General features: G+C 36.3%; 16 protein-coding genes. 5 read left to right on the top strand and 11 right to left on the bottom strand.

Features of this window, described 5'->3' with window-relative positions; all coding sequences use genetic code 11:
- Position 1 precedes the first annotated feature (1 nt).
- From WC724_02265 to WC724_02240, 6 genes are read right to left on the bottom strand one after another with little or no spacing between them, the layout of a single operon-like run.
- Positions 2-625 (bottom strand): class I SAM-dependent methyltransferase, encoded by a 624-nt coding sequence (locus WC724_02265; GenBank protein MFA6077825.1) that lies wholly within the window; start codon positions 623-625, stop codon positions 2-4.
- A gap of 4 nt (positions 626-629) precedes the next feature.
- Entirely contained in the window at positions 630-1,394 is a 765-nt protein-coding gene (locus WC724_02260) for a DUF268 domain-containing protein (GenBank protein ID MFA6077824.1), read from the bottom strand.
- A gap of 26 nt (positions 1,395-1,420) precedes the next feature.
- Positions 1,421-1,849: an adenylyltransferase/cytidyltransferase family protein gene (locus tag WC724_02255; protein MFA6077823.1), complete on the bottom strand. Its 429-nt coding sequence runs from the start codon at positions 1,847-1,849 to the stop codon at positions 1,421-1,423.
- A 10-nt stretch (positions 1,850-1,859) separates the two neighbouring features.
- Positions 1,860-2,798 carry an NAD(P)-dependent oxidoreductase gene (locus WC724_02250; GenBank protein ID MFA6077822.1) on the bottom strand — a complete coding sequence of 313 codons (939 nt, stop codon included), beginning with the start codon at positions 2,796-2,798 and terminating at the stop codon, positions 1,860-1,862.
- A gap of 42 nt (positions 2,799-2,840) precedes the next feature.
- The gene (locus WC724_02245) at positions 2,841-3,797 is read right to left on the bottom strand and encodes a kinase (GenBank protein ID MFA6077821.1); all 957 of its coding nucleotides are present in this window, start codon (positions 3,795-3,797) and stop codon (positions 2,841-2,843) included.
- On the bottom strand, positions 3,794-4,981 hold the full coding sequence (locus tag WC724_02240) for an aminotransferase class I/II-fold pyridoxal phosphate-dependent enzyme (protein MFA6077820.1): 1,188 nt from the start codon (positions 4,979-4,981) through the stop codon (positions 3,794-3,796). Before WC724_02240 ends, WC724_02245 begins: the two co-directional genes overlap by 4 nt.
- 193 nt (positions 4,982-5,174) lie before the next feature.
- Here WC724_02240 and WC724_02235 point away from each other — a divergent pair, with 193 nt between their 5' ends.
- From WC724_02235 to WC724_02220, 4 genes are all read left to right on the top strand, one after another.
- Positions 5,175-6,203 carry a GDP-mannose 4,6-dehydratase gene (locus WC724_02235; GenBank protein MFA6077819.1) on the top strand — a complete coding sequence of 343 codons (1,029 nt, stop codon included), beginning with the start codon at positions 5,175-5,177 and terminating at the stop codon, positions 6,201-6,203.
- A gap of 133 nt (positions 6,204-6,336) precedes the next feature.
- A complete protein-coding gene (locus WC724_02230) occupies positions 6,337-7,878 on the top strand; it encodes a radical SAM protein (protein ID MFA6077818.1) in 1,542 nt (513 codons plus the stop codon).
- 122 nt (positions 7,879-8,000) lie between these two features.
- Complete coding sequence (locus WC724_02225) at positions 8,001-8,639, top strand: thiamine pyrophosphate-dependent enzyme (GenBank protein ID MFA6077817.1); 639 nt, start codon at positions 8,001-8,003, stop codon at positions 8,637-8,639.
- Positions 8,640-8,642: 3 nt separating this feature from the next.
- Entirely contained in the window at positions 8,643-9,179 is a 537-nt protein-coding gene (locus WC724_02220) for a hypothetical protein (protein MFA6077816.1), read from the top strand.
- Between the two features lie 52 nt (positions 9,180-9,231).
- Here the strand turns inward: WC724_02220 and WC724_02215 are convergent, their stop codons facing one another.
- Together WC724_02215 and WC724_02210 are read right to left on the bottom strand one after the other, a co-directional pair.
- Positions 9,232-9,990 (bottom strand): class I SAM-dependent methyltransferase, encoded by a 759-nt coding sequence (locus WC724_02215; protein ID MFA6077815.1) that lies wholly within the window; start codon positions 9,988-9,990, stop codon positions 9,232-9,234.
- Positions 9,991-10,007: 17 nt separating this feature from the next.
- The gene (locus tag WC724_02210) at positions 10,008-10,880 is read right to left on the bottom strand and encodes a glycosyltransferase family A protein (GenBank protein MFA6077814.1); all 873 of its coding nucleotides are present in this window, start codon (positions 10,878-10,880) and stop codon (positions 10,008-10,010) included.
- A 102-nt stretch (positions 10,881-10,982) separates the two neighbouring features.
- Here WC724_02210 and WC724_02205 point away from each other — a divergent pair, with 102 nt between their 5' ends.
- On the top strand, positions 10,983-11,555 hold the full coding sequence (locus WC724_02205; protein ID MFA6077813.1) for a D-sedoheptulose 7-phosphate isomerase: 573 nt from the start codon (positions 10,983-10,985) through the stop codon (positions 11,553-11,555).
- 6 nt (positions 11,556-11,561) lie between these two features.
- On the opposite strand, the gene WC724_02200 is transcribed toward WC724_02205, so the two are convergent.
- The 3 genes from WC724_02200 to asnB are packed head-to-tail and all read right to left on the bottom strand — an operon-like array spanning position 11,562 to position 15,320.
- Positions 11,562-12,407: a glycosyltransferase family 2 protein gene (locus tag WC724_02200; GenBank protein MFA6077812.1), complete on the bottom strand. Its 846-nt coding sequence runs from the start codon at positions 12,405-12,407 to the stop codon at positions 11,562-11,564.
- Positions 12,404-13,555 carry a glycosyltransferase gene (locus tag WC724_02195; protein ID MFA6077811.1) on the bottom strand — a complete coding sequence of 384 codons (1,152 nt, stop codon included), beginning with the start codon at positions 13,553-13,555 and terminating at the stop codon, positions 12,404-12,406. The genes WC724_02200 and WC724_02195 overlap by 4 nt, the downstream gene beginning before the upstream one ends.
- Positions 13,548-15,320 (bottom strand): asparagine synthase (glutamine-hydrolyzing), encoded by a 1,773-nt coding sequence (asnB, locus tag WC724_02190; protein MFA6077810.1) that lies wholly within the window; start codon positions 15,318-15,320, stop codon positions 13,548-13,550. Before asnB ends, WC724_02195 begins: the two co-directional genes overlap by 8 nt.
- Positions 15,321-15,467 lie beyond the last annotated feature (147 nt).

Here is a 15,467-nt window from a genome sequence, read left to right as displayed (position 1 = left end):
GTTATTTTTTTAAAATAAAATATCTAGTCCAGGCGCTCTCATTTGGTATATAACTTTCTTTTATTTTGAGACCACTTTTTTCTATTTCTTTAGCCACCCGGTTGTATGGATAGTCAATATTTCCCATCTCCCAATGGTGTCCACACGGAGCCCAGTATTTCTTGTTATTAATAGCTGGAATTCTTATTTGCATGTTTTTCTCTTTAATGAACGGTAGTTTGAACGTTAATCGTAATAATGATTTTCCGTGATCTGGTATGGAAATGATAACATTCTTTTTTGCAACTCGGCTCATTTCTTTTAGAGCTACAGAGAAGGATGAAAAAGGCAAATGTTCCAGAATTTCGAACGCTACCGCCATGTCGAAAGAATTATCCTCGAAGGGCAGTTTAAGGACATCACCAATAATATCCGGATTAGTTTTTGGGTCGTTATCAATAGCTACAACCTTTATATTATTTTCCCTTAGTATTTTGGCTGTAATACCACTGCCGGTTCCAATTTCTAGGACACTTTCGGGATTTTGATTAAAAATATTTTGATATTGATGATAATAGCTATACCACCTCGGCTTATGGTTATACTCTTTTTTGAGATAGATATTTGTGTTTTCGGACTTTTCCATTTTATTACTTTTTAAGGTGGTATAGACCAGTTCCAAATCCTCTAGTAGGGGAATAGTCGTTAATTAAGTCATTTCCGTAAATATATTTTTCTTCAACTAGTTTTAATGGCTTAAATAATTCTAAAACATAGTCACGGGTAAAGGCGCGATGAGCGTTAAAGTAAATCTTATTTTCAGTGTCAACTGGGACAGAAATATAAAGATTGCCATTATCTGCAAGAACGCGAATTAATTCTTTTGCTGATTTTTCTGAACCAAACTGGTCTATAGGGTCACCATAGCGCCCAAGCCCAATGTGTTCGAGGACACAAATTGAGCTAAGAGACGTAATCTCATTATCCCTGAAAGGCAATTCCGTAATACTTCCTTTGATAAAAAATAAATCCTGAAGTGAAATGGAGAGAGGTCTAATGTCTATCATCGTTGTTGGGACAAATTGAGATATTATCCCAACCATAAGTGCCTGAGACCCAACGTCATAGTGTCTTGTTGGTTTATTTTCAAAAATTTTTTTTGCACACCAAGTATTTTGCAGAAAATATATTGGGTCAATATTGGTTAACGTGGTTTTGTCGTAAATTCTAGGAAATAAGTCCTCAGTGCTTAATTTGTAGTTCTTGTTTTTCCCACTTTTTTTAAATAGATGATAGTCAAGTAAAAAATGGATAAATGCGCGGAGGCGTTCAAAAAAATTCGGCTTTACGGAAAAAATACGAATAAAAATTACAGCGTATTTTAATAGCGGGATTTTTTTTAAGAGTGATTTCATTTTTTAATACTACTTTTGCATCCAGGTTAGATGCCACTTTTTTTTAAAAGATCACTCGAAGAATATATTTTTGGTAAATCTAAAATCTGAAATTTGATATTTAAGTTTTTACAAACTGTGGCCTCGCTAGTTTCTAAGTTGCCTTCTTTTCTGTCACCACTATTGAAAAATATTAAATTTTCTTTTGGATACTTATTTCTAAGGTATTTTAGTGATTCACATTGTGTTTTGTCTTTATCTATTGATATGAATATTTCATCAACAGATTTTAAGTTGCTGATTATTTTAGCTCGATGATCTTCGTCCATGAATGGAAAAGAACCTTTTAGCGCTACTTGTTTGTCGCTGTTTATTATACAAATAAGTTTATCTGAGTGTTTTTTTGCTCCGTTTATATATTCAACATGCCCATAGTGTAATGGGTTAAAATAGCCAGATACTATTCCTATTATCATGTTTATTGTTTTAAACGTTAGAAAACTGGTTTTTTCTAACCACTTGGTAACCTTTTATTAGTTCAGTTATAGCATTTTCTATCGATACTTGTGGCATGAATCCAGTCTTTTCTATTTTTTCATTACTAATTACGTAATTTCTTTTGTCTGGATCTTCACCAATAGGGGACTCAATAAATACAAATTTAGGTAATTGTTCTTTGATTTTTTCACACAATTCAGATTTGCTTAGGTTCGCATCTGATAGACCAACATTATATGTTTGATTCTTCATGCTCTCAAAGTTCTCAATTGCGTGGAGGAAGGCACGTGAGACATCTCTTACGTGTATGTAGTTTCTTTTAAAGTGTGGCTCAAACAAAACAACAGCGCGGTCTGTTATGGCTCGATATACGAAATCATTTACAAGTAAGTCCATGCGCATTCTTGGACTAACCCCACAAACTGTTGCAAGTCTAAATGTAATAGCATTGCCCGCTTCAAGAAGGGCCTTTTCTGTTTCAACTTTTAATCTTCCGTAAAGTGAGACTGGTTCAAGTGGACTGTTTTCGTCGCAGTACGCAACCCCTTCCTCCATTCGCCCATAACCACTATTTGTGTTCGGGAAAATTATTTTTTGTTCTGGGGTGCGAAGTTTAAGGAGCATTAGAATTGCGTCGCGGTTTATACTTGTAGCGCTTAGTGGGTCCTGGTCGCATAGGGGGGCACCAACTAAACAGGCGAGCGGTATTATATAATCCTTGTCGGCAATATGCTCCTTAATCAATGACTCGTTTCTTGCGTCTCCTCGGATAATTTTTAAGGTTTTGTAATTACAGACATCAAGAAGTGGCGACTGTTTAAAAAGAAAATTATCGATTACGGTGACCTCGTGTCCAGCCTTAAGTAAATCTGGAACTAAAACTGCTCCTATATATCCCGCCCCACCAGTTACAAGTATTTTTTTCATATTTTTTTATTATATATTCAAAACAAAAACCTTTCAATTAAATTAGTTTGGATACACAATCGAAGTACCCTTGTCTTCAAATTTAAATTCGAGGATATTTTCTTTAAATTCTTCTACTATTTTCTTTTTAACATCACTATTGCATATCACCATCAGGAAACCACAGCCACCACTACCGAGAAGCTTTATTCCGTAGGCGCCCATACTCATAACTTTTTCCGCCATTTTATCTATTTTTTCAGTAGAGATAAGTGATGATATTTTACGTTTTTCATTCCACGACTCTAGTAACAATTCCCCAATACCCCTTATGTCTTCTTTTATAAAATAATCATAAGCTTTTAGAGATAAGTCCAGTATCTTTTTTTTGTCTTTATTTTCATGAGACTGAGCTATTTCGTTTTGGTTTCTTTGGTCGTTTGTGTAAATTAGGACAATAGACTCCTCAAGTTCTCGTTTAAATTTATCTGAAACAGGAATAGGAGTAACTTCAAAGTCCCCGTTCCTATCTATTTTTATGGTGTTAAATCCTCCATATGCTGCCCATATTTGATCTTGAATACCACCACTTTCTTTTAAGATGTTTCTCTCGATATGAATAGCTGTTTTTGCGATATCTTTTTTTTCTGAAAACTCCCCCTTTAGATTTTTCATAAGGTGTATCATCCCAGCACAAAAAGAGGATGAACCACCTAGTCCCGTCCTAGAGGGAACGTCTGCCGAGGAGGTGAAATCAATATGATTGCGTATATCGTGGTATTTTAGAACTTCTCTAATAAGGGGATTTTGCACCTCTTCAAAAGACGAAACCACCTCAAGTTTAGAGTAAGCTATCGAGTGTTCTTTTGGTAGAATTTTAGGTCTATATCTGGCGGAGAGCCATATATATTTATCAATCGTGGTGCCGATAATAAAAGAACCATGTTCTTTGTAAAAAGATTCATAATCTGTAGATCCACCAAAAAAAGATATTCTAAGCGGTGATTTTACTATTATCATATAGAGTTTAACATTTTACACAGCTTAGGAATTAGATCTTTATTTAGGTCTGGGTAGTTTCCAATATACCACCCAAAATGGTGAACGTGGTTTGTGTTTGGGTAATTTAAATATTCATTACCAAACAATTTTCTTAAGTAAGGTTGCATTAGCTGGTTTCCACCGCCAGACATTCCTCTTCTAAATTCTACACCGTTTTCTTTTAATGTTTTTTCTATTAGATCTCTCTTTTTAAAGTCAGGATTATTTAAAAGTAGGGTAAAGGCGTAATTAGAATTACCGGTTTGGTTAAAGTTTGTGAAGTATTTTTTGGAGTCGAGGTTTTTTAGGAAAATTTTTAAGTTGTCTTTTCTTGTTTTGTTGTTTTTGTCCAATCTTTTCAATTGGTTTAACGCCATAACGGCGTTAATTTCGCCATTTCTCATATTGTAGGCAGGAGATGAGAATATAAAATCTGTATTTAAATCTTTGTATTTTTTTGCGTAATCTTTTTTTATTTTTTCATTTGTGCTTTCACGAACCATTCCATGTGACCTAAACATCCTTGCGTATTGATATATTTTTTCGTCATTTGTGCAAACCATACCACCTTCAACTGAAGATAGGTGATGTGCGTAGTAAAAAGAAAAATTAGATACTAAACCAAAGGATCCACACTTTTTATTTTTAAAGGTTGCCCCGTGTGATTCACAGGTGTCTTCAATTAGTATTATTTTCTTTTTTTTGCATAAATCTAATAGTTCTTGGGTAAGTCCATTATACCCAAGAATATGAGTTAAAAAGATGGCGCGAGTTTTTGGGGTTATTTTTTTCTTTATTTCCTCAATATCTATCGCTAGTGTCGTTAGGTTGATATCACAAAACACAGGAGTAAAACCATTTTGTAGAACTGACGCAATGTCAGATACCCACGTTAGTGGCGGTACAATTATCTCTCCTGTTCCGTATAGCTCTTTTAAGACAAGCATTGTAATTTGGTTAGCTGAACTTCCAGAGTTTACAAAAACGCTATATTTAACTCCAAGCCATTTTGACCAACTTTCTTCAAATTCCCTGACTTTTTTTGATTGCGTTAGGATGGGGATATTTTTTTGTGATAGAAACGAAATAACCTTATTAACGTCGTCTTTTGAAATGTTGTTATACATTAGTGGCCAGTTACTAGTTTTTGCCTGTTTTTTCATTTTATTTTCGTAGTTTATACTTATTTAGTGTTAGATTCCATAGAATATCATAATTAGGCACTTAATGAGAAGGCGAGTATTTTCGTGAACTTAATTTAAGACTTTAAGGTTTTTGACGGTAAAATTGACAGAGGTATTTTTTTTACATAACATTACATGATATTTTATTCTCTTGATTAAATAATTAAAAATTATGAAACAACAAAAAAATAAAAAATCTGAGGCAAGATTAAAAAAAATTAAAAGAGTTTTGATTACGGGTATTTCGGGGTCAGGGGGTAGTTATTTGGCCGAATATATAGTTAAAAATCATCCTAAAATTGAAGTTCATGGGATGGGTCGCTGGCACAGCACTACGGTTACAGACAATCTTCACGAGATTAGAGATAAGGTTACCTTACATGAATGTGATCTTATGGATTTTAGTTCTGTTTTATCGGCACTAGAAAAAAGCAAACCAGATGCAATTTTTCATTTGGCAGCCCATGCTAATGTGCGTGCGTCTTTTCAAACACCACTCTCTGTTTTGAATAATAATATTATGGGTACAGCAAACCTGTTTGAGGCTATTCGCGCGGCAAAAATTAACCCGCTTATCCAACTTTGTAGTAGTTCGGAGGTTTATGGCGTTGTAGATCCAAAATATGTTCCAATAAACGAAAATACCCCAATGTGCCCAACGAGCCCTTATGCTGTTTCAAAGGTGGCACAAGATATGCTTGGTTATAGCTATTTTAAGTCATATAAAATGCCGATAATAAGGACGAGGATGTTTACTTATTTGAACCCTCGTAGAACTGATCTTTTTGCAACTTCTTTTGCGAGACAAGTAGTTAGAATAGAAATGGGCTTACAGAAGGAGTTGGTACACGGAAATCTTGATTCAATAAGAACGATTATTGACGTAAGAGATGCCATGAGGGCATATTGGGACGCGCTTATGTACTGTGAACCAGGGGAGGCTTACAACATTGGAGGCACCACAACAATGTCCGTACGTGATTTTTTAGATACACTAATATCTCTTGCAAAAAAACCAATTCCAACTAGGGTAGACCCAGCACTACTTCGTCCATCAGATGTAACACTTCAAATACCTGATACTAGTAAATTTTGTGAAGTGACAGGATGGGAGCCAAACTACACCTTTAAAGAAAGCATGGAACACCTCATCAATCATTGGCGTAAAGAGGTTGCAAAAGAAATAACCGCCACTAAATAATTATTGTTTACGTGTATAAAAAAGCAATCAGGTATTGCTTTTTTTTGTAATTTGTGATATAAAATTAAAAGAGAAAGTTCCTTAAATATGGGACAGTCCCAACTCAAATCAATCACTTATAGAGAGGTGTATCGTGGATAAAAAATTAGACGTTTTGTTTGTTAATCCCGATTCGTCCTTTCAGGCTTATCAGGGGTTGAGTGAAAAATACACAGCAATTGAACCGCCAACCTGGGCGCTTTTGTTGGCCCAAAGTTGTCGGGCGAAAGGTTTTGGTGTCGCGATTCTTGATTGTGGCGCCGAGCACCTCTCTGTCGATGAAGCGGTTAAACGCATTGACGACATGAAACCACGTCTGGTTTGTTTCGTGATGTACGGGCAGAATCCCAACTCTGGTACAGCCAGTATGGCTGGAGCGGAGCTTTTGGGCGAAGCCTTGAAACACGAGTTCCCGGAATACCCAACATGCTTTGTTGGGTCTCATGTCAGTGCTTTGCCACGCGAAGTTCTCGCACTTGATTGTGTCGACATCGTTCTCTTGAACGAAGGCGTTTACGCACTTCACAATCTTCTTCGGACCGACCTGGAAAAATCATCGTTTTTTACTGTGAGGGGAATTGGATTCAAGACAGGAGGAGCCTCCATCCTGAATCCACCCGAACAGGTCGTTCCGCAAGAAAGAATGGACGAAGACTTGCCAGGCTACGCGTGGGATCTTCTGCCTTATCGTGAAAAGCCGTTGGATATGTATCGTGCGCACATTTGGCACGCTGGCTTCAATCAAAACAACCGGAGTCCGTTCGCCGCTATCTATACCTCACTGGGCTGTCAGTTTCGCTGTAATTTCTGCATGATCAACATCGTAAACCGTAACAATAACGGCGACGATATTTCCGCGGCGGATTCACCCGGGATGCGTTTTTGGTCGCCGGGTTTCATCGCAGGCGAGCTCGAAAAGCTTTCCAAGATGGGCGTCAGGACGGTTAGGATTTCCGATGAGATGTTTTTCCTGCAAAGGAAATATTTCGAACCGCTTCTCAACTTTGTTGTTGAAAGAGAGCTGGGACTTCGCATGTGGGCATATGCTCGCGTCGACAGCGTCCAGTCGCGGTATCTCGACCTTTTCAAAAGGGCAGGCATTGATTGGCTTGCTCTCGGGGTTGAGTCGGGGAACCAAAATGTCCGCAAGGAAGTTTCGAAAGGGACTTTCAAGGATGTGAATATCCGTGAAGTTGTGAAGACGGTCCGCGATCATGATATTAACGTTATCGCGAACTATATCTTTGGCCTGCCGGAAGATTCAGTCGGAACGATGCAGGAGACACTCGAGCTTGCGATGGAGCTTAACACGGAAGAAGCGAATATGTATCCGTGCATGGCATTGCCGGGGAGTTCTCTCTATGTCGAGGCAAAGAAGAAGGGGATTGTTTTGCCGGATTCTTATGCCGGCTTTGGATTCCTTTCTTATCATTGCCAACCGATGCCCACAAAACATTGCACATCCGCGGAAGTTTTAAGGTTCCGCGATGAAGCATGGGACATCTATCATTCCAACCCTGCTTTCCTCTCTTTGGTGGAAAAAAGGTTTGGTTTGGAACAGCGCAAAACCATCGAAGGACTACTTGGTTTTCACTTGAAGCGTAAGATTCTTGGGGACCTCACTCCAGGGGGGTAGTTTTCAGAAGGAACTTAAGCCGCACATGTTGCATCTCGTCATGTGCGGTTTTTTTTATTGCTTAAATACCAAAGAAAGAACATTTGTTTTTAAATATATACGTTATGATATAATCGTAAATTATGGATACAAACCAGACACCTTTTCAGAAAGGGAAAGAATTAACCCCAGAAGATTTAATTAATTTTGAAACAGAAATTGCGGATTTATTTAATTCTGCAAAAATTCCTTCCCCTGTACATCTTTATTATGGAAATGAAAAGGAAATAATAGAAGTATTCCGTGATGTTAAAGAGGAAGATTGGGTGATGTGTTCTTGGCGAAGTCATTATCAGTGTCTTTTAAAGGGGGTGCCGGAAGATAGGCTTCGCGAAGAAATTCTCGCAAATAGATCAATATCACTATGTTTCCCAGAACAGAGAATAGTTTCTTCTGCAATCGTTGGTGGGATTCTTCCTATTGCAGTTGGGGTTGCAATGGGGATTAAAAGAAGTGGAGGAAAAAATAAAGTTCATTGTTTTATGGGAGACATGACATCAGAGACAGGCATAGCACATGAGTGCATTAAATACGCGACAAACCATGATTTGCCAATACGTTTTATTATTGAAGACAATGGAAAATCTGTGTGTACAGAGACACTTAGCACATGGAAGCAAGATAAACTTACATACGAAGATTCTAAAAATCCTAATGTGGTTTATTATAAATACCAAACTAAATATCCTCACGCTGGGGCAGGGGAGCGTGTTCAATTTTAACTTATGAAATATTTTGAAGAACTTAGTCGCGCGATGGAAATGATTGCACAAGATGAAAGGTCTTTTTTTATTGGGCAGGCAGTGGCGTGTCCAGGAACTGCAATGACCACAACACTTAAAAATGTTCCAAAAGAAAAACTTTTAGAACTTCCAGTTGCTGAGGAAATGCAGATGGGAATGTCTATCGGGCTTGCGTTAGCTGGGCACGTCCCAGTAAGTATTTTCCCAAGGTGGAATTTTTTGCTTGTAGGAACAAACCAGCTGGTTAATCATTTAGACAAATTGTCTATTATGTCAAACGGAGGCTATCAGCCAAAAGTTATTATACGTACCGGCATTGGTTCTGTCCGCCCTATGCACCCACAGTTTCAGCACATAGGTGATTATACCGAAGCGTTTCGTCTGATGTGTCCAAATGTTGAGATAATTCGTCTTGAAGAACCAGAAGATATTTTTCCTGCGTACAAAAAGGCCCTAGAAAGAGAGGACGGTAAAAGTACTATCTTGGTGGAATACGGGGATTATTATAACGAGAAGTAATAGACATAGAAAAATCAAGTTTTTTAGAATATAAACCTTCTATTGAAACAGGTTATGCTCTTGATTTTGGAAGAGTCCATTCCCCAGACGAAGCAGATAATTTTACTGGAGCAGTTTTACAAACAAAAATTGAATCGAAGGGTGATATAAATTTTTTAATCACCTCAAATCCAGCACATTTGAGCATTGATTCTATTGAACTAGGGGTCATTCCCCAGAACCAGTTTGCATAACCCTCTTCTGGTTCATATGGAGTTGTTATCCCAATTTGGCTGGTCATTTTTCTGTTCCAGATTTTTCTCTGGTTTTCATCTAAAAATGGATATAGTACTGCTACGTTCTTCATTCCCGGAACTTCTGGAATTGACGCAGTATTTAAGATGAGAGTTTCTCCGCAAATAGCACGAAGTCTCGTGAGGAGGTGAATAGGGTCTGGTGTGTGATATAGAACTCCAGAACATAGCACAACATCACATACTCCAATTGCATCGGTTGTTGAAGACTGATGGATATCTCCTTGAACGAATCCAATGTTGGAATTTCTTTTATTTTTCTCTTCTATAAATTTCGGACTCTCGGGATATATATCAACGGCCGTTACTTTTCCTGCCCCACTTTCTTCTGCAATGAATGAATTTAATCCATTTACACCCCATAGTGCGCCAACGTCAGCAAAAGATTTTCCTTTAACATATTTCCTAACCAAGTCGGCATTAGTAGTTTGTTTTATTCCAGTTATTTTTTTTAGCTTTCTTAAGGCTCTATTGATCAGAGTGTTGTGTCTAGCCAGTGTAATAATTTTGTATAACATAATCAGTGTTTCTAATTTTAATAAATAAATTCAGGTGTTATTTCTTTATTCTTTATCTCCAGCCACTCTTCAGACGAAGATAGAAACGAAAACCAGTCTGAACCAAGCTCTACCATTCTATTATTTTTTTTAAATAAAATCATCCCTACTTTATTTTTTATGATTTTAATTTTATTTACAAAGAAATTGTCTGGGTTTTTTCCCAAATAGAACTTGTTTAATCTGTCGGTTTCAGACGCCATCTCTTTTGCTAGGGTTTTGCTTGCACTTTGTGGGGTTACTATGTTTACGTAAGAGTACCCAGTATACCAAGCAATTTTTGCCATTCCGGACGTAATCCGTAAAGACATTTCCATATCTGCTCGTTTGAATACGGGGTCTCGTAGACCTATTAGTGGAATAGAGGTGCGACGTAAGATCATGCCGAGTTCACAGAATGAAAATGGTATGTGATTTTTTTTGTATTCTTTAAAAGTATTTACATAGGTAAGAGCTTTAAGTTTCCCATTGGAACCAAGAACTCCACCCTCGGTATTTACTAGATCTATTTCAGGGTGTTTCATCATAAACTCTTTACAGGCGTTTATTGATTGATAATGTGACGCATCATCATCTGCCATGAACCGAAGAAGACTACCCTTTGATATTAGGATTAACTTGTTTATGGCGTGAGCGACACTTACGTCTGGTTCTGATAAATAAAAATCAATACGCCCGAGACTTTTTAGTTCAGCAAGATATTCTTTTGTACCATCAGAACTTTGCCCATCTGCTACTAAAATGTCCTCATCTTCTTTTTTTTGAGAAATTAATTTTTCTAAAGTAACCTTTAGGTATGGAAGCTTATTTCTGGTTACTACAAGATAGGATAGATTTATATTTTTTTCCATAGATTTTATTCTTGGTCATGATAAAGTCTGGCTACTTTTTAGTCAAGAAATCAAAATGTTTTAAAATTTACAAATATAGGTTATTTATGAGATAGTAAGTACATGTTTATCAAAGACAGAATTCAAACATCTATTGATACAAAGAAGAGACTATTAGATGATGCTAGGATTATTAGTATTGCGGAAGATATAACCAAAACTATAACAGAAAGCTATAAAGCTGGTAATAAAACCTTATGGTGTGGTAACGGAGGAAGTGCTGCTGATGCTCAGCACCTAGCCGCAGAACTTTCCGGACGGTATTATTTTGACAGAGAACCACTCTCTTCTGAGGCACTTCATGTTAATACTTCTTATCTTACCGCTGTTGCTAACGACTATTCCTACGATGTTGTCTATTCAAGGTTAATAAAAGCCCTTGGCAAAAAAGGGGATGTTTTAGTTGGACTCTCAACTTCTGGTGGTTCAAAAAATGTAATTTTAGCACTAGAGGAGGCCAAAAATATCGGGATGATAACAGTCGGTTTTACGGGGGAGAAGCCTTCAAAAATGGATTTATTATGTGATTACATAATAAAAATTCCTTCAAGCGACACTCCTCGTATACAAGAATGTCACATGTTGTTGGGGCACTCTATTTGTGAGGGGGTTGAGCAAAATCTTTTTGGTGAGTAAAAGTTTTTATTCTGTAAATATCTCCCCCTCATAGTTTTCAGTTTTTTTCTCCACCCTCCACATATAAAGGGGAATAAAACAGACATGACTATTTTTAAATGTTTCAGCGACTTGGAAATTAAAATCTTTATCAGCACCACGGCCCATAAAGGACGGCCAAGTCCGCTCTTTTAAGTTTCTAAATTTTACTTTTTCAGTAACTTCTCGCTTAAAAAGAGGGGAGTTCCCAGCTCCAGGATAGTTTTCGTATGACCCAAAAAATAATCTGTGTATTATTCGGAGTCTTTTTAGGTGGAATGGGGTAATTTTATTTAACGATGTAGAAATTCTTGCCACAAATCCTTTTGATCTTTGGGACATGAGGTAAAGATCATTAGGGGATAGAATTTTTAAATTATTTAGAAATTTTTCTGATAATAATTTTTTGTTTAAATACTTTTCATCAAAATTAATCCAATCAAGCGTAAGGTGGGTAGAATTATATTTCTCTAATAAATTAAATTGAATTTCAATTCTGTTTAAAAACGATGCATCGTCTGCATCTTGAAATGTTATTAACGCTCCCTTTGCGTATTTAAAGCCAGTATTTCTTGCTGAATATCCCGCATTTACGTTACGATTTAGTTTTTTATCAAAGCGATTTGGATCACTTTCACTATCTACAACTTTTATTCTAGTATCCTTTTTGGATATTTCTTCAACTATTTTTTTTGTATTATCGGTACTTGCGTCATTAACTACGATTATTTCTAAGTTTTTATAAGTTTGATTAATTATAGACTCAAGAGCGATAGAAATTGTTTTTTCACAATTGTAAACTGGGATTATTACACTGATTAGTGGATTATTCATATTTTTAATTCTTTTTCTATGAATTTTTTACATGCATCAGTATGAGCTTTTCTTGTGTAATGATTTCTAGTATATTCCCAGGTTTTTTTTGAAATCTTTTTAGCTTCAACTTCTGTTATTTTTGAAAATTTAGTTATTGTTTCAATTATTGATTCTGGTGTTGGGTTTTCTAGTGGAATATATCCAGAAGCTTCATCAACCCCAGTTTCGGGGGAAATTATAGGAATTAATCCCGCATGCATCGCAAGGACTATTGTTCCAGATGTTCCTTCCGCTCCTGACGGATATACGACTGCCGAGCATTTATCAATGATACCCTTGAATTTTTCTCCAGTAACATCAACTCTCCCGTAATAATTAATATTAGGAGTTTCATAAAGTTCTTTTTTGTACTCTTCTGTAAAATCTTTTTCAGCGGAAGCTGGCCCAAGTACGTGAAGGTTAAATTCAGGCATTTTACTGAACGCCTCAAGTGTTATATCAAGCCCCTTTAGGACCGCTCCGCCACCACCCATCCATACAAAATTTTTCATTGATTCACTAAAATCTTTATTTTCAGGATAATCAAATTCTTTTACTGAAGATATCGGGATATGTATTACAGGTTTATTATACTTTTCAAATGTTTTGAATATTGTCTTATTTCCAAACCCTATTATGTAGTCTGCAAGTTCTCCATTTTTTGATGGATCCAACTTTCTTCTTGGAATCATTCTAACTCCACGCCTTTTTTCTAGCGCCAAAAGTCTTGATTCCTCAGCTTCATTGTAAGCTTTCCAATCAGACATGAATTCAAAAAAAACTTTTTTACAGTCTTTTGGGAGATAGGGAAGAAATCTCTCCAGGTTTTTTTCAGAATCTATACAGATCTTATACGGTTTTCGGGGAGTGAATTCGGTGTTCTTTGAATCTATTATGTCAGAAGAATATCCTTTTTCGCTTAAAATTCTTGCTAGTTCATAACACTCCCAGTACATCGTGTGGTAGTTCGAAAGAGGTTCCCAAGGCGCGTTGGTGAATGGCTCGGTAATGTACGAGATTAATACATCTCCCTTCTTTTTTCCCAAAGCTGGCATATGAACAACTCCTAAAAATTTATTTGTTATTTTATTTCTGTACGCCCAGTAAATGGCTTTTACCTTACTCATGATATTTTTGGTGATGTTTAAACCATAGTGCTAAGCAAAATATTGACCAAAGTTTATATTGAGCTTTATCATCATTTTTTTTGTAAGAAGTGTCAAATATATTTAATACTTCTTCTTTTTTTAAAAATTTATACAACTGAGTATCTTCACTTAGTGTTTTTTTGATAAAACTTTTAACACTTTCTGTTTGAAGCCACTCTTTAACCGGCGCACCGAAACCTTGTTTTCTCCTGTATACAAATTCTTTTGGCATAATTTCTAAAAGAATATCTTTTAAAATTATTTTGCCACCATTTTTATTCATCTTGAATTCAGTCGGTAAATTGTAGACAAATTCCGCCAACTTGTAATCTAAAAAAGGGGAGCGGACTTCAAGTCCGTGCACCATGCTCATCCGATCTATTTTCACAAGAAGTTGCCCTGGTAGATAAGTAGTCAAATCGAATATATTTATTTGTTTTGTCCTATTGAGCCACGTGTTTTTATTAGTACATTTTTTTTCAATATCATCACTTAGTAGTGATTTATCTATCAATAAATTTAGGCGGTCTTTTTTAGAAAAAATAGCAGTGTGTTTTAAGTATTCCTTGAATTGATTTGAGAAAAAGAAATTCTTTAGACGAATAAGTTTATTAGTATTCCAGTATTTCCAGTACCAACCGTATCCCATAAACAATTCATCGGCCCCATCACCGGACATCACTACCTTAACTTTCGATGACGCAAGGCCCGATATCAAATACTGAGAAAGATTTGAAGAATCAGCATGTGGTTCATCTAAATAATCCACAACTTTCTCTAATTCATTAATTAACTCACTCTTTGTTTGTAGTGTGTAGTGCTCTGTTCCTATTTTTTCTGATGCTTGCTTTGCGAACGGAAGTTCATTGATATACCCTTCATACCCAACAGAGAATGTTTTTACTTGTTGTTTGGTATATTTCTGCGTATATGCAGTTATGATGGTTGAGTCAACACCACCAGAAAGTAAGCTACCTATCTCAACATCAGCTACTGTGCGTTTTTTTACAGCATTATTAAGTAGATCCTTTATTATTTTTTTTGCTTCTTCATACGATATTTCACTAGGATTATTTTTTAGTTGCCAGTATTGCCAGTTTTTAATCTTCCCATTTTTTACAATACACGCATGCGCTGGTTGGAGTGTGTGAATGTTTGAGTACACTGTTTTCCATGGTGGTATGTATGAAAGTTGGAGGTAGTTATCAATTGCTATAGGGTCAACTTTTCCCTTAACCAACCCGCTAGCGAAAAGCGCCTTAATTTCTGAAGAGCCCAAGAACATGTCGTTAATCCATGTATAGTAAAATGGTTTTTTGCCAAATCTATCTCGTGCAATAAAAAGTTCTTTTTTTTCATCATCCCAGATTGCAAAGGCAAACATTCCGTCTAGATATTTTGGACAATCAATCCCATATTCTATGTACGCCTTGAGAATCACTTCAGTGTCAGAGTTTGTGGAAAAAATGTGACCTTTTTCTTTAAGGGTTTTTGTGAGCTCTTTGTAATCATAAATTTCTCCATTAAAAACGATTGTGAGTTGTTTTGAGTTGTCACGCATCGGTTGATGCCCGCCATTGATATCCACCACAGAAAGGCGTGTTTGTCCTAGTGTAGTGTTCTCTATATTTATAGAACCTTTTTCGTCTGGCCCCCTTTTTGAAAGAGAAAAAAGCATTTCGCCTATATTTGCGCTTTTTGTGTTGTTTTTGCTATTTTCGACAATAGTTATTATTCCGCACATGGTTTTTTAAGATAATAAATTAAAATGGTAATAACTATTCTTACATTCTTATTTTTTTGTTTTTGGTGTTTAACCCTGTCTACGTTTACTTACGATACATTGAAAAGTCATACTTGGGAACCCTGCTGTTATCTGGTTTGTTATAGA

Source organism: Candidatus Paceibacterota bacterium, from assembly GCA_041661305.1.
Lineage (GTDB): Bacteria > Patescibacteriota > Minisyncoccia > Phycocordibacterales > VMEP01 > VMEP01.
Note: the sequence above shows the minus strand (reverse complement) of the source record. Positions and strands in the feature narration are given on the sequence as shown.

Bases quoted from the DNA above. Each gene is read 5' to 3' on its own strand.
- WC724_02235 (MFA6077819.1), top strand. From the start codon at position 5,175: ATGAAACAACAAAAAAATAAAAAATCTGAGGCAAGATTAAAAAAAATT.
- WC724_02225 (MFA6077817.1), top strand. From the start codon at position 8,001: ATGGATACAAACCAGACACCTTTTCAGAAAGGGAAAGAATTAACCCCA.
- WC724_02205 (MFA6077813.1), top strand. From the start codon at position 10,983: ATGTTTATCAAAGACAGAATTCAAACATCTATTGATACAAAGAAGAGA.
- asnB (MFA6077810.1), bottom strand. From the start codon at position 15,320: ATGTGCGGAATAATAACTATTGTCGAAAATAGCAAAAACAACACAAAA.
- WC724_02210 (MFA6077814.1), bottom strand. From the start codon at position 10,880: ATGGAAAAAAATATAAATCTATCCTATCTTGTAGTAACCAGAAATAAG.
- WC724_02250 (MFA6077822.1), bottom strand. From the start codon at position 2,798: ATGAAAAAAATACTTGTAACTGGTGGGGCGGGATATATAGGAGCAGTT.
- WC724_02200 (MFA6077812.1), bottom strand. From the start codon at position 12,407: ATGAATAATCCACTAATCAGTGTAATAATCCCAGTTTACAATTGTGAA.
- WC724_02255 (MFA6077823.1), bottom strand. From the start codon at position 1,849: ATGATAATAGGAATAGTATCTGGCTATTTTAACCCATTACACTATGGG.
- WC724_02215 (MFA6077815.1), bottom strand. From the start codon at position 9,990: ATGTTATACAAAATTATTACACTGGCTAGACACAACACTCTGATCAAT.
- WC724_02260 (MFA6077824.1), bottom strand. From the start codon at position 1,394: ATGAAATCACTCTTAAAAAAAATCCCGCTATTAAAATACGCTGTAATT.
- WC724_02245 (MFA6077821.1), bottom strand. From the start codon at position 3,797: ATGATAATAGTAAAATCACCGCTTAGAATATCTTTTTTTGGTGGATCT.
- WC724_02240 (MFA6077820.1), bottom strand. From the start codon at position 4,981: ATGAAAAAACAGGCAAAAACTAGTAACTGGCCACTAATGTATAACAAC.
- WC724_02265 (MFA6077825.1), bottom strand. From the start codon at position 625: ATGGAAAAGTCCGAAAACACAAATATCTATCTCAAAAAAGAGTATAAC.
- WC724_02220 (MFA6077816.1), top strand. From the start codon at position 8,643: ATGAAATATTTTGAAGAACTTAGTCGCGCGATGGAAATGATTGCACAA.
- WC724_02195 (MFA6077811.1), bottom strand. From the start codon at position 13,555: ATGAGTAAGGTAAAAGCCATTTACTGGGCGTACAGAAATAAAATAACA.